A 13,663-nucleotide genomic window follows, 5' to 3' on the forward strand; every position below is an offset into this window, starting at 1 on the left:
TCGTCGCGGGTTGATCAGGAATGTGTGGGATGTGAAATCAGGGAAAGCGGTGCGACGCGGACGGCGTCGGGGTCGATCTGCGCCGGTGAGGGAAGCGCCGAACCCGGCAGTGCCGCCGCCGCGCTGCCGTAAGCGACAGCCATCCGCAGGCACTCCGCCATGTCGGCGCCCGCGATGTGAGCCCGTAGATAGCCTGCCAGCGAGGAGTCGCCGGCCCCGACGGTGCTGCGCGCCACGATCGGCGGCGGCGTCGCCAGCCAACTTCCGGAGCGGTCGACCAGTACGGCCCCCGCAGCGCCGAGCGTGGCAAGCACCGTGCGTGCCCCCCGTTCGATCAACTCACCGGCAGCCGCAACGACCGGCTCCGGATCACCGTGGGCCACGGCGTCTTCGAAGGTGCTGGCATTGCTGCCGACAAGCCCGGCGAGCTCTTCCGCGTTGGGCTTGATCAGATCTGGAGCGTATCGGTCGAAAGCGGCGGCGAGCGCGGACAACGGTGCCTCGGAGGTGTCGACAGCAACCCGGCAGTCCATGGTTGCCAGCAGTGCGACGACCTCGGCATACCAGGAGTCGGGAACGCCGGGCGGCAGGGAGCCGGAGAGCACGACCCAACTCGCTCGTTCCGCGTGCTCGAGAACAGCGGCGGTCAGCGCCTGCAATGTCTGTGCATGCAATGCCGCGCCCGGCTCGTTGAGTTTCGTCGTGGTTCCACCAGTTTCGGTGATGGTGATGTTGCTGCGCACGGCGCCGGCGGTCGGAACACAAACAAACGCAACCTCGGCGTCACGCAGGGCGGTCACTATCGGGTCGGTGGCGATCGCCGGCAACAACGCAACGGTGTCGACGCCGGCCAGCGTGAGAGCGCGAGCGACATTGACACCCTTCCCGCCCGGTTCCGTCGACACGGACCGCACCCGGTGGACCGCGCCACGAACAAGCGGGCTGTCGAGGGTAACCGTGCGATCTATGCTCGGGTTCGGTGTGACGGTGAGAATCATGCGCGCACCACCTCGACGCCGGATCCGATCAACTGGTCACGGTCGGCGTCGGTGACCTCCAAGTCGGTAATCAACACGTCGACGTCGCCGATCGAGGCAAAGCTGACGAAGTCCTCCCGACCGACTTTCGAGGAGTCCGCAAGGACCACAACGTAATTAGCGCACCGGACCATTGCTCGCTTGACAGCGGCCTCGTCGCCGTCCGGGGTCGACAGCCCATGGCGCAGGCTGATCGCGTTCGTGCCGATGAACGCCACGTCGACGCGCAGCGTGTTGAGCACCCGCAGCGCTTGATCGCCGACGACGGCCTGCGTGAGGCCACGAACCCGGCCGCCGAGCATCTGCAGCGAGACCGACCGCACGCCGGCCAGTCGCGCGGCAACCGGGATGGAATTGGTCACCACGGTCATCTCTCGATCCGTCGGTAGTTTGGCGGCCATCCGTGCGGTAGTGGTGCCCGCGTCGATCAGCACACTGGCTCCGCTCGGCGGCAGATAGTCGATGGCCGCCGCGGCGATCGAGTCTTTGTACTCCGCGCGGGTGGACTCCCGCTCACCGACCGCAGACTCCACGAGGCGCAGCGCCCGGACCGGGACGGCGCCGCCGTGCACGCGCCGGAGGACACCGGCCTTGTCGAGGATGGCCAGATCGCGGCGGATCGTCTCGGTGGTGACGTCGTAGACCTCGGCCAGTTCGGTCACCGAAGCGCGACCTTGTGCGATCACGTGCGAGGCAATCGCTTGTTGACGCTCTTCCGCGTACATGACGCTCCATGTGGGATCGGGACTGCTTCATATTGGTTATATGTTGGTTTACTACCGTTTGTGTTGACTTGTCAACATTTGGCTGTAATCTGATTCACATGACAGCGCTTTCTCCGTCTACGTCACTCCCGCCGCAAACGCGGGTCCTCTCGGGTGTTCCGGTGGTTGCAGGTGTTGCATACGCGCCGGTCATCCGGCCGGGACGAATCCCGGACGCGAGCCGCTTTCAGGGCGCAACGGACATCCCCGAACCCGAGCGCCCGGCGGAGACCGAGCGATTCCGGTCCGCAGCGTCGACCGTGGCGCGGCGGCTGCTCGATCGAGCGGCGCACGCGACCGGGGCGGCGGCCGAGGTGCTGTCGGCGACGGCGACCCTGGCTCAGGACCGGGCCTGGCTGACCGCGGCCGAAAAGCGGATTGCCGACGGCGATCCGGCCGAACGCGCCACCGTCGAGGCGGTCGCGCAGTTCGTTGAGCTGTTCAGCCAACTCGGCGGCCTCATGGCGGAGCGGGTGACAGACTTGCGCGACATCCGCGACCGGGTCGTCGCGGAGCTTGCCGGACTACCCGAACCGGGTGTGCCGCGCCCCTCGTCCCCATCGATACTGTGCGCCGAGGATCTAGCGCCTGCCGACACGGCTGGCTTGGACCCGGAAGTCATTGTCGGACTTGCCACCACCCTGGGCGGACCCACCAGCCACACGGCGATCATCGCGCGCCAACTGGGCATTCCGTGCGTCGTTGCCGTAGCCGGGCTGGACGAGGTCGCCGTGGGCACGATGGTCCTCATCGACGGCGGGCAGGGCACGGTGTCGGTCGAGCCGGATGCTGCCGAGGCAGCTCGCGCGACCGAGCGTGCGCAGCACGATGCCCGGTTGTTGGCCAACTGGGCCGGTCCGGGCGCGACCGCGGACGGCCACCGGGTCGCTGTGCTGGCGAACGTGCAGGATGGCGCCGCGGCGCAGGCCGCCCGGCAAACACCGGCGGAGGGCGTGGGCCTGTTTCGCACCGAACTGTGCTTTCTGAACCGAGATGCCGAGCCGAGCGTCGATGAACAGGCGAAAATCTATGCCGAGGTACTGCGGGCGTTTTCGGGCCGCAAGGTGGTCATCAGGACACTCGATGCCGGATCGGACAAGCCGCTGAAGTTCGTCGGACACCCTGATGAGGCCAATCCGGCCCTGGGCGTGCGCGGCGTGCGTATTGCGGCCGGCAATCCGGAACTGCTCGAGCGCCAGTTGGAAGCTATCGCCGCCGCGGCCGACCAGACGGCCGCGCGTCCCTGGGTGATGGCCCCCATGATCGCGACGGCCGAGGAAGCGGAAAGGTTTGGCGCACTGACCCGTTCGTATGGGCTGACGCCGGGCGTGATGATCGAGATTCCGGCCGCGGCACTGCTTGCCGATCGAATCCTCGCCCACGTCGACTTCGTTTCGATCGGCACCAACGACCTCGCCCAGTACACGATGGCCGCCGATCGCATGTCGGCGGAATTGGCGGCGCTCACCGACCCGTGGCAGCCAGCGGTGCTTGCCTTGGTCTCGATGACCGCGAAAGCCGGTGCCGCGGTGGGTAAGCCGGTGGGGGTTTGCGGTGAGGCCGCGGCCGATCCGCTGCTCGCGTGTGTCCTGACCGGCTTGGGTGTCACCTCGCTGTCCTGCGCGGCGGCCGCCGTCACCGGTGTCGGCGCGAAGATCGCCACCGTCACTCTGCAGCAATGCCGCGACGCCGCCGATGCCGTGTTGGGGACCGCAACGGCAGCTGAGGCCCGCGATGCCGCGCGGGCCGTTCTCGGCTAAGGCGTCTCAGAGCCGGGCAAGCCGGCGGACTGCTTCGGTCAATACGTGCTCCTGCTTGCAAAACGCGAATCGCACCAACGACTTCCACGGACCAGGGTTGTCTGTGAAGACGCTGACCGGTACCGCGGCGACGCCAATGTGCTGAGGTAGCCAGCGGCAGAATTCGAGCCCGTCGGCGCTCGCGGCAACGATGTCGGCGCACAGGAAATACGTTCCGTCGCTGCGGTGTACGTCGAGGCCATGGCCGCGCAACGCGGCGGTGAGCAAATCCCGATTGGCCTGCAATTGCTTGCGGCTGTCCGCAATCCACTGCTGCTCATTGTCGAGCGCATACGCGACAGCCGGTTGAAACGGCCCACCCGCAACAAAAGTCATGAACTGCTTGGCCGTGCGAACCGCGGCGATCAGGTCTGCGGGCCCCAGCGCCCAGCCGGTCTTCCAGCCGGTGACACTGAAAGTCTTTGCGGCACTGGAGACGACGATCGTGCGCTCGAACATCCCAGGGAGCATGGACACGGAGTGATGTTGGTGGCCGTCGAATACCAGATGTTCGTAGACCTCGTCACTGAGCACCACCAGGTCGTGCTCGATCGCCAGCGCGGCGACGGTTTCGATGTCGGTCGCACTCAGCACCGCGCCGGTCGGGTTGTGTGGCGAATTGAGCACCAACATCCGGGTGCGTGGTGTGATCGCGGCCCGCAGGCTGTCGTGGTCGAGCGCGAACCCGTCGCCGTCGCGAACCAGTCGTGCGGTGCGGCGCTGGGCGCCGGCCATCGCGACGGCAGCGGCATAGGAGTCGTAGTACGGCTCGATGAGCACCACCTCGTCGCCGGCTTCGACCAGCCCGAGCAGGGCGGCGCTGATCGCCTCGGTGGCGCCGACGGTGACCAGCACCTGCGAATCGGGGTCGTACTCGCGGCCGTAGCGCCGGGCCCGATCGCGGGAGATCGCCTCCCGCAGCACCGGCATGCCCGAACCGGGCGGGTACTGGTTGAGACCGTCGGCAATCGCCTGCCGCGCGACCTCCAACATCTGCGCCGGACCGTCGGTGTCCGGGAAGCCCTGGCCCAGGTTCACCGCATTGTGGGCGACGGCGAGTTCGGTCATCTCCGCGAAGATCGTCGAAGCGAACGGCCGCAGGCGAGCGACCGTGCGTTCGGCGTCTCCGGTGCCCATGGTGATCGAACATACCCACTACGCGTCACGTTTGCGGGCGCTGTCTCGTCTCCAAAGCAAGCAGGTTGTCACAGAAAAGGAGCTAACAATGACCCGCATACCCGCCGTCACCCCGCAGGAGGCCTCCCCACTGGTCCGGGTCGGCTACTGGTTCGCCAACCGTCGATACGCGCAGGTGCCCGAACCGTTCGCGGTGTTGGCGCACCACCCCAAGTTGTTCATGGCGTCGGCCCGCCATGAACTGGCCGTGGAGAAGGGCTCGAAGCAACTGCCCGCGAACGTGCGCGAGATTGCCGTTTACCGGGTTGCGTGGACCGTTGGCTGCAGTTGGTGTGTGGACTTCGGCACCATGCTGCAGCGCCTGGACGGACTGGACACCGAGCGGCTCACCGAGATCGCCGACTACCGGACGTCGCCGCGCTACAGCGAGGACGAACGCGCCGCCATCGCCTACGCCGACGCGATGACCGCCACCCCGATCGAGGTGACGGACGAGCAGGTGGCCGACCTCGAGCGCCGCTTCGGCAAGGCGGGCGTGGTCGAGCTGACCTACCACATCGCGCTGGAAAACATGCGCGCCCGGTCGAACGCTGCGCTCGGCATCACCGAGCAGGGCTTCAGCACGGATGCGTGCCGAGTTCCCTGGGCAACTGACGTCAAGCCAGCTTGAGCCCATGCAACTTTGCCGGGTTGGCAATGTCGAAGGCGCCGACCACCTTTCCGTCGCGCACGCTCAACGCCATGACGCGCGGCGCCATCGGCGGGTGGTCCGCGTCACCAGGTGAACCAGGCGTGTAGAAGCCGAGTTGCCCGTTGACACGCACCGGCACGTACTCCTGCAGTCGGTCCTCGCCATACTTTCGGATAAGGCCAAGCAGGAAGCGGGCGATCTTGTCCGCGCCGTGCACGACGTTCACGGCAGTGCGGGTGGTACCACCTGCATCGCCGATCATGACCGCGTCCGGGTCCAGCGCCGCCACGACCGCGTTGATGTCGCCGTTTGCCATGGCCGTCATGAGCGCGGCGATGGCCTGCTCGTGTTCGGCGGCGTCGACGGGCGGCGGCGTGCTCGCTACTGTCCGGCGTGCACGCGAGGCGAGCTGTCGTGCCGATTGCACTGAGATGTCGAGTATTTGGGCGATCTCGTCGAACGGCACGTCGAATGCGTCGTGTAGCACGAACGCGACTCGCTGTGGGGGAGAGAGGCTGTCGAGCACGACCATGGCGGCGAACCGACTATCCTCCTGCTGCACAACAGAATCGAGCGGGTCGGGAGTGGGCGGTCCGGTGAGTGGAGTGACAAACGGTTCCGGGAGCCATTGACCGACATAGCTTTCCCTGCGGACCGCTGCCGACCGTAACCGGTCCAGGCAAATCCGTCCGACCACCGTGGTGAGCCACGCCCGCAGATCCCGGATTTCCTCTGCCGCCGAGTTCGACAGGCGCAGCCACGCTTCCTGGACGGCGTCCTCGGCGTCGGTCACGCTTCCGGTCAATCGATAGCCAACGGCGAGCAGGTGTGGTCGGTGTGTTTCGAAGTCTTCCGCGACGATCGCCACCATGGTCGGAAATTCTACGTTTGCGCGCGAAGATGGACGTATGGACCTTGATGCTGTCGCCGACGAGCTCTATGGGCTCGACCCATCGGAGTTCGTCGCGGCCCGTTCGGCGAAGGTCGCCGAGGCCCGCGGCGCGGGTGATCGGCAGCTGGCCACAGCGATCGGCAAGCTGCGTAAGCCGACCGTGGTGGCGTGGCTGATCAACCTGATCGCGCGCGAATACCCGAAGGACGTTGCCGCGCTGTTGCAGTTGGGCGGTGCTCTGCGCGACGCGCAGCGGCACCTCTCCGGCGACCAGTTGCGCGAGCTGACAGTGCAGCGGCAGCAGGTGGTCAGGGCGTTGGCGCGCAAGGCAACTCAATTGGGTGAGCGCCGCGGCCATGAGGTGAGCGAGGGTGCGCTCCGTGAGATCGGGCAGACCTTTCATGCGGCCCTTGCCGATCCAGAAGTGGCCGAGCAGGTTCAGCGCGGCCGACTCGTGACGGCGTTGAGTTACAGCGGCTTTGGATCGCCGGGCTTGGCGGCGGTCGCGGACGAGCCGCCGCACGAGCAAGCCTCTGCGGCGGAGGACGGCCTCGTGGCGACGGCTCAGCGCGAGCTCGCCGATGCGGAGCGCGCTGCGCGGGACGCGGAGGAAGCGGCAACGGCCGCACGCACCAAGGCCGAGGAAGCCGCCGCGAAGCTGCAAGATCTCGAGGATCGGATCAACAGCCTGCGCGCCGAGCTCGACCAAGTCGAGCAGGAGTGCAAGTTTGCCACGTCAACGCAGAAGTCGGCCGCCGCCGAGGCAGCGGAGGCCGACGCGGAGTTTCAGCGCCGGCAGAAGCGGGTGGTCAAGCTGCGGACCGTCCTCGACGCGCTGATCGAGGACGAATAAGTCAGCCGGTCGCAAGGGCCGAGCCGATAGCCCCGAAACCGTTGAGGGCCCAATGCAATACGACCGACGGCAGCAGGCTGCGCGCGTGCCAGCGCAACCAACCGAACACCGCTCCGGCGACGGTCGTGGCAGCAACTGCGCCGAGCACGCCGAGTATTTGTCCGGTCCGCCCAGAGCCGAGCTGAGCCGACAGCCCAGCATTGCCGGCGGCCAGTCCCAACGAGCTGGTTACGTGCCACAAACCGAAAACCACTGCAGAACAAGCGATCGACCACGCCGGGCTTGCCGCCCGCAGCCAGCTCCCGAGCAGAACTCCCCGAAAGATCAGCTCCTCTGGGAGAACCGTCGCGACCGGAATGATCACGAATGCGCTGAGCAGCGCCGCCCCGAGATTGTCGTAGCGGTCGTTGTGCAGAAATTCGCGTAGCGGCGGCAGCGCCAGAGCGGCCGCAACACCGATTGCCACCACCGCGGCGGCGGTCAACGCGTAGGCGGCACCGCGGGCAGACCACCCGATTGCCATGTCCCGCCAAGACAATCCGGTCAGGTGCCCCGCGAACACGAGCACTAGCGCGCCCACTGGTACGACGTAGACGTGGATCGGGGCTGAGGTGGCGAACGCCAACAGATTGAGCGCGGCGACGTAGGCGACGGCGGCTCCGACGCGCAGACCACCTAGCCACCGCCGGTCGCGGTAGCCAGTCGTCAACTCGATCTCGCGTGTCGCGCCACACACGTTACCGTCGACATTCGCCGATCGTCCGCGCCGGAGGAGGAAGTAATGGACAATTCGGAGGGTGATTTGCCCGTTTAAGGGGGCCAGCGATGGAGCAAGGCCAGGTTCGGTTGCGTAGGGGTCTGAACTTCACCGGCGCACTAGTCGCCGTCGCAGCGGTCTGGCTATCGTTGACGCCCACGTTGCTGCCGCGCAGCGCGCTGTTTCAGGGTGTGGTTTCCGGCGGAGCCGCCCTGATCGGCTATGCGGTCGGCGTGATCATCGGGTCCATCGTGTGCTGGATGATCGAACGAACACCGCCGGCGCGGTTGATCCGTGTCTGCTGGCTCGTCTTGGCTGTCGTCGGCGTGCTGGGCACGGTGGCGATGCTCGGCTGGCTCGCCTCCTGGCAGCACCAGTTGCGCGGACTCATGGGTGTCGAGGACCTGCCAGTGTCGGCATACCCGGTCATGGTGCTGGTCGGGCTGGTGGTGTTCGGGTTGGTTCTTTTCCTTGCCCGCGCGTGGTGGGCCCTGGTGGTCTGGCTGGGCCGCCAGATTGCTCGGGTGGTGCCCCCTCGCGTCGGTGTCGTGATAGCCGCTGCCCTCGTGGTGGCGCTGACCATCGGCGTGCTCAACGGTGTGGTGGTCCGCGGCGCGATGAATGCACTGAACGACACCTTCAGTGCGGTGAACGACGAACACGACGCCGACTCGCCCGCCCCTGCCATTGCCGAGCAGTCCGGTGGCCCCGGCTCCCTGGTGAGCTGGGATTCGTTGGGTCGTCAAGGTCGCCGCTTCGTGGCTGGCGGGCCGACGACGAAGGAGCTTTCGGAGTTCAACCATCACCCTGCGGTGCAACCGATCCGGGCATATGTGGGCCTCGATTCGGCCGACACACCGGAGGCGGAGGCCGCCATCGGCGTTGCAGAATTGGACCGAATGGGGGCCTTCAAACGTCCGGTGATCGCGGTCGCCACGACCACCGGGTCCGGCTGGCTCAACGAACGAACCGCCAGCGCACTGGAGTACGTCAATAACGGCAACACCGCGATCGTCAGCATGCAGTACTCGTATCTGCCGAGCTGGATCTCTTTTCTTGTCGACCAAGATCGCGCCCAGCATGCCGGCCGGGCGCTGTTCGACGCGGTCTGGGAGCGTGCCCAACAGGAGCCGAAGCAGCAACGGCCGAAGATAGTCGTGTTCGGGGAGAGCCTCGGATCGTTCGGCGGGGAGGCCGCGTTCGCGAGTCTGCAAGACATGTCGGCCCGCGCCGACGGGGCCGTGTTCGTCGGCCCCACCAGCTTCAACGTCCTCTGGAATGAATTGACCGACCGCCGCGAATCGGATTCGCCGCAGTGGTTGCCGATCTACCAGCAGGGCAAGACCGCCCGGTTTGTCGCCCAACCAGCCAACCTGGACCGGCCGCAGCAGCCATGGACGACGCCGAAAGTCGTTTACCTCCAGTACGCCTCGGACCCGATCACCTGGTGGACGCCGGATTTGGCCTTCCGTAAGCCGGACTGGCTGCGTGAGCCCCGCGGTTACGACGTGTTGGGCAGCGTGCAGTGGTACCCGGTGATCACCTTCCTGCAGGTTTCGGCGGACATGGCGGTCTCCACTGATGTTCCGGCCGGTCACGGCCACGTGTTCGGACCCGATCTGGCGAATGCTTGGGCTGCTGTGCTGGAGCCGCCCGGGTGGAGCGTCGCCGACACCGAGCGACTGCGTGCGGTGCTAGGCGAACACAGTTGAATCGTCGTCGTCCCGCTTTTGTTGAGCCGATCTAGTCGTGGTGACGCCAAACATGGTGATGCCCAATGCGACGACCCACAGTACGGCGGCGAGAATCGCCAACGTATGGACCGCGTCGAGAAACCCCGTTGCGTGTGGTGAACCCGCGATCGCACCGAAAATTGCCACACCGCTTGCGGTTCCGATCTGACGCGCCGTATTCGACATTCCGGTGGCCAGCCCCGACCGCGCCGCCGGAGTGGCGCGGATGACGGCGGCCACCACCGCGGCCGTGATCAGCCCCGCCCCGCAACCCAGCAAGATGAAGCTGCCGATGAGCCAACCGGTTGTGTCAGTCGTGCCGAGGCCGGTCAGGCCGAGCGCGCCCACCGCGGCAAGCACGCACCCAAAGAGGATCGGTAGCCGGGGACCGTAGTTGCTGGTGAGCTTTCCGGATATCGGGGCAAGCACGACGAGCGGAACGGCGATGGGAAACACCAGGGCTCCGGCCGCAGCGGGCGAATAGTGTTGGACATCTTGCAGATACAGCATCGAGACGAACAACAGGCCGTTGAACACCAGATTCATCGTCAGCGCAACAAGATTCGGGCACAGGAATGCTCGGCGGCGAAGCAAATCGAGCGGGAGGATGGGTTCCGCCGCCCGTGCCTCAGCGCGGCCTGCGCCGGCGAGCGCGAGCGTGGTAACTGCGGCCGCACAGACCAATTCGCTCATCGACGCGCCGTGCCCAGCCGAGATGATCGTGAAAACAAGTCCGGCCAGTCCGACGACGAAACCGATGAGACCCGCCCAGTCGAACCGTCCGGACTGCCGGCCCGGCACTGGGCTCACGACCATGAGAGTGGCCAGGACCGCCACGAGTGTCAGCGGAACGTTGATCCAGAAGACGAATCGCCACCCGAGCGTCGCCGTGAGCACCCCACCCAACAGCGGACCGAGCGGCAATGCCAGCGACGAGACGGCCGCCCACGTGCCGAGGGCGCGGGCCTGCTCGCGGCGATCGGGATATGCCTCGGCGATCACCGCCATGGTGCTGGGCAGCAGCAGGGCCGCGCCGACGCCCTGGACCACGCGAGCGCCGATCAGGACGCCGCTGGACGGAGCGAGCGCACACAGCAGCGATGCCATGCCGAAGAGCACGAAACCGGCCAACAGCACCCTGCGGTGGCCGAGACGATCCCCGGCCGCACCGCTGGCGAGCAGCAGGCTCGCTATCGCGACCGCGTAGCCGTCCACCACCCACTGCAGCGTCGAGACGCCGGTGCGCAGGTGTGCCGAGATGGCTGGCAGCGCAACGTTCACGATGGTGACGTCGAGCAACACCAGGAACATGCCCGCGCACATGATGGTCAGGACGCGGCCGGGATGGGCGTAGGTGGGCTTCATTGTTCTACGGTCACCCCGCAATGTTTCGGTGCTGGCCGAAGTATGTCGGCGGCAGACTGGACTCATGGCCGACGAAGAGCAGGTGCGCGGGGTCGCCGACGTGGCAGCGGCGGCCGCGTTGCTTGCCGATGAGACTCGCGCGCGAATCGTGTTCGCGCTCACCGACGGCAGGTCGTTGCCGGCGTCTGTGCTGGCTGCCGAGGCGGGGGTGGCCGCCTCCACCACGAGCGAGCACCTGTCCAGGCTGGTCACCGGTGGCATGGTCACGGTGCAACAGTCGGGGCGGCACCGGTACTACCGCCTGGCCAACGAGCACGTGGCCGCCGCGGTCGAAGCCTTGGCCGTTGTCGCACCGGCGCAACGCGTTCGCTCCCTGCGGGATTCGACGCGGGCCGCGGCGCTGCGCCGCGCGCGCACCTGTTACGACCACCTTGCCGGTCGACTCGGCGTCGCGGTCACCGAATCACTCATTGATTGTGGAGCGCTGGAACGTCATGACGGTGTGCGCGACGCTCGGCGCGCCGACGGCGACCCGTTTGCCGCGCAACTGTCGCTTCATCCGTACCGGATTGGGCCGCGCGGCGCCGCGGTGTTCGGCGAACTAGGCGTGGAACTGTCCAACGTCAACTCGCGCACCCGCCCGTTGCTTCGGTTCTGTGTGGATTGGAGCGAACAACGCCACCACTTGGCTGGCGCGCTCGGGGCCGCGCTGCTGACCAGCATGGAATCGGCCGGCTGGATCCGGCGAAACACCCGCAGCCGGGCCGTAACTCTCACGGATAACGGCGAATTGAAGCTTCGGGAAATTCTTCCGTTGGAGTCTTTGGCGTTGAGGCGCGGCGGGTGGGCTGGATCGATATAGGTGTTTTCGACGCAAATCGGCCGATACGCGTCGAAAACACCTAAGTCATGGTCGCTAGCCGCCGCGGCGATGGCTACTCGGCCTGCCCGATCGTCGGGCCGAGTAAATCATCCGCGTCGGTGATTCGGTACGCGTAACCCTGCTCGGCAAGGAAGCGCTGGCGATGCGCGGCGTACTCGGCGTCGAGGGTGTCGCGGGCGACCACCGAATAGAAGTGTGCCTGTCCGCCATCATGTTTGGGTCGCAGCAAGCGGCCGAGCCGCTGCGCTTCCTCTTGACGAGATCCGAATGTGCCCGAAACCTGCACCGCCACAGAGGCTTCCGGTAGGTCGATGGAGAAGTTGGCCACCTTGCTGACCACCAGTACCGGAATCTCCCCGCGCCGGAACGCGTCGAAAAGCTCTTCGCGTTCTCTGGTTTTGGTCGAGCCCTGGATCACCGGCGCGTTCAACGCCTCGCCCAGCTCGTCGAGTTGCTCGAGATAGGCGCCGATCACCAGCGCCGGCGCGTCGGCATGCCGGGCCAGGATCGACTTCACCACCGCGATCTTGGTGTGCGCGGTCGAGCACAGCTTGTAGCGCTCCTCGGGCTCGGCGGTGGCATAGGTCATTCGCTCGGCATCGGTGAGCGTGACCCGAACCTCGATGCATTCGGCGGGCGCGATCCAGCCCTGCGCCTCAATGTCTTTCCACGGCGCGTCGTAGCGCTTGGGCCCGATCAAGGAGAAGACGTCACCCTCACGGCCGTCCTCCCGCACGAGGGTGGCCGTCAGGCCGAGGCGGCGGCGCGACTGCAGGTCCGCGGTCATCCGGAACACCGGCGCGGGCAGCAGGTGCACCTCGTCGTAGATCACCAAACCCCAGTCGCGGGAATCGAAAAGCTCCAGGTGCCGGTACTCGCCCTTGGTGCGCCGGGTGATCACCTGGTAGGTCGCGATGGTGACCGGCCGGATCTCCTTGCGCTCGCCGGAGTATTCACCGATTTCGTTCTCCGTCAACGATGTTCGGGCCAGCAGCTCGCGTTTCCACTGCCGGCCCGCGACGGTGTTGGTGACCAGGATAAGCGTGGTGGCCTTGGCCTTGGCCATCGCGGCCGCGCCGACCATGGTCTTGCCGGCGCCACACGGCAACACGACGACGCCGGAACCGCCGTCCCAGAACGAATCTGCCGCCATCTCCTGGTAGTCGCGCAGATGCCATGGGTGGCTGGCGAAGTCGAGTTCGATCGGATGTGCCTCGCCGTCGACATACCCGGCCAGGTCCTCGGCCGGCCAGCCGATCTTCAGCAGCATCTGCTTGAGTCGGCCGCGCTCCGACGGGTGGACCAGCACCGTGTCGTCGTCGATGCGCGCGCCCAGCATCGGGTTGACCTTCTTGTTGCGCAGGACCTCCTCGAGCACCGCGCGGTCCAGGCTCACCAACGTCAAACCGTGCGCCGGATTCTTCACCAGCTGCAGCCGTCCGTAGCGGCTCATCGTGTCGACGATGTCCACCAGCAGCGGCTGCGGCACCGCGAAGCGGGAGTACGTCACCAGCGCGTCGACCACCTGCTCGGCGTCATGTCCGGCCGCGCGCGCGTTCCACAGCGCCAGCGGCGTGATGCGGTAGGTGTGCACGTGCTCGGGCGCGCGCTCGAGTTCGGCGAACGGCGCGATGGCCGAGCGGGCGGCGCCGGCGAGGTCGTGGTCGATCTCGAGCAGCAGCGTCTTGTCGGACTGGACGATCAGCGGTCCGTTATTCATGCTCGGCTCCCACTCGCTCCGGTCCTCGCGCC

The 13,663-nt window shown here is 66.7% G+C and carries 12 protein-coding genes; 5 read left to right on the top strand and 7 right to left on the bottom strand.

All coding sequences use genetic code 11. From position 1 onward, the window contains the following. Nucleotides 1-14 precede the first annotated feature (14 nt). Both pfkB and FOS14_RS16270 read right to left on the bottom strand, forming a co-directional pair. The gene (gene pfkB / locus FOS14_RS16265) at nt 15-998 is read right to left on the bottom strand and encodes a 1-phosphofructokinase (RefSeq protein WP_143771848.1); all 984 of its coding nucleotides are present in this window, start codon (nt 996-998) and stop codon (nt 15-17) included. Then, nucleotides 995-1,762, bottom strand: coding sequence for a DeoR/GlpR family DNA-binding transcription regulator (locus FOS14_RS16270; protein WP_143771849.1), 768 nt, complete (start codon nt 1,760-1,762; stop codon nt 995-997). Before FOS14_RS16270 ends, pfkB begins: the two co-directional genes overlap by 4 nt. Nucleotides 1,763-1,860: 98 nt before the next feature. Between FOS14_RS16270 and ptsP the strand changes: the two genes are divergently transcribed. Then, entirely contained in the window at nt 1,861-3,561 is a 1,701-nt protein-coding gene (gene ptsP / locus FOS14_RS16275) for a phosphoenolpyruvate--protein phosphotransferase (protein WP_185981801.1), read from the top strand. A gap of 6 nt (nt 3,562-3,567) precedes the next feature. Here the strand turns inward: ptsP and FOS14_RS16280 are convergent, their stop codons facing one another. After that, nucleotides 3,568-4,737 carry a pyridoxal phosphate-dependent aminotransferase gene (locus FOS14_RS16280; protein ID WP_143771850.1) on the bottom strand — a complete coding sequence of 390 codons (1,170 nt, stop codon included), beginning with the start codon at nt 4,735-4,737 and terminating at the stop codon, nt 3,568-3,570. Between the two features lie 88 nt (nt 4,738-4,825). Between FOS14_RS16280 and FOS14_RS16285 the strand changes: the two genes are divergently transcribed. Next, nucleotides 4,826-5,407: a carboxymuconolactone decarboxylase family protein gene (locus FOS14_RS16285; protein ID WP_143771851.1), complete on the top strand. Its 582-nt coding sequence runs from the start codon at nt 4,826-4,828 to the stop codon at nt 5,405-5,407. On the opposite strand, the gene FOS14_RS16290 is transcribed toward FOS14_RS16285, so the two are convergent. Continuing rightward, nucleotides 5,394-6,299, bottom strand: a complete 906-nt coding sequence (locus FOS14_RS16290) for a sigma-70 family RNA polymerase sigma factor (protein WP_143771852.1) — start codon at nt 6,297-6,299, stop codon at nt 5,394-5,396. The genes FOS14_RS16285 and FOS14_RS16290 overlap by 14 nt on opposite strands. A gap of 37 nt (nt 6,300-6,336) precedes the next feature. Between FOS14_RS16290 and FOS14_RS16295 the strand changes: the two genes are divergently transcribed. Next, nucleotides 6,337-7,173 carry a hypothetical protein gene (locus tag FOS14_RS16295; protein ID WP_143771853.1) on the top strand — a complete coding sequence of 279 codons (837 nt, stop codon included), beginning with the start codon at nt 6,337-6,339 and terminating at the stop codon, nt 7,171-7,173. 1 nt (nt 7,174) lies between these two features. On the opposite strand, the gene FOS14_RS16300 is transcribed toward FOS14_RS16295, so the two are convergent. After that, nucleotides 7,175-7,882, bottom strand: a complete 708-nt coding sequence (locus tag FOS14_RS16300; RefSeq protein WP_255450387.1) for a CPBP family intramembrane glutamic endopeptidase — start codon at nt 7,880-7,882, stop codon at nt 7,175-7,177. A gap of 116 nt (nt 7,883-7,998) precedes the next feature. Between FOS14_RS16300 and FOS14_RS16305 the strand changes: the two genes are divergently transcribed. Beyond that, complete coding sequence (locus FOS14_RS16305) at nt 7,999-9,642, top strand: alpha/beta-hydrolase family protein (RefSeq protein ID WP_143771854.1); 1,644 nt, start codon at nt 7,999-8,001, stop codon at nt 9,640-9,642. On the opposite strand, the gene FOS14_RS16310 is transcribed toward FOS14_RS16305, so the two are convergent. Next, the gene (locus FOS14_RS16310; protein ID WP_143771855.1) at nt 9,625-11,028 is read right to left on the bottom strand and encodes an MFS transporter; all 1,404 of its coding nucleotides are present in this window, start codon (nt 11,026-11,028) and stop codon (nt 9,625-9,627) included. The two genes, FOS14_RS16305 and FOS14_RS16310, sit on opposite strands and share 18 nt — an antisense overlap. 64 nt (nt 11,029-11,092) lie before the next feature. Here FOS14_RS16310 and FOS14_RS16315 point away from each other — a divergent pair, with 64 nt between their 5' ends. Continuing rightward, complete coding sequence (locus tag FOS14_RS16315; protein WP_143771856.1) at nt 11,093-11,890, top strand: helix-turn-helix transcriptional regulator; 798 nt, start codon at nt 11,093-11,095, stop codon at nt 11,888-11,890. 73 nt (nt 11,891-11,963) lie between these two features. On the opposite strand, the gene FOS14_RS16320 is transcribed toward FOS14_RS16315, so the two are convergent. Further along, the gene (locus tag FOS14_RS16320) at nt 11,964-13,631 is read right to left on the bottom strand and encodes a DNA repair helicase XPB (RefSeq protein ID WP_143771857.1); all 1,668 of its coding nucleotides are present in this window, start codon (nt 13,629-13,631) and stop codon (nt 11,964-11,966) included. Between the last annotated feature and the right edge of the window lie 32 nt (nt 13,632-13,663).

This window comes from Skermania sp. ID1734, assembly GCF_007489285.1.
In the GTDB taxonomy this organism is placed as follows: Bacteria; Actinomycetota; Actinomycetes; order Mycobacteriales; family Mycobacteriaceae; genus ID1734.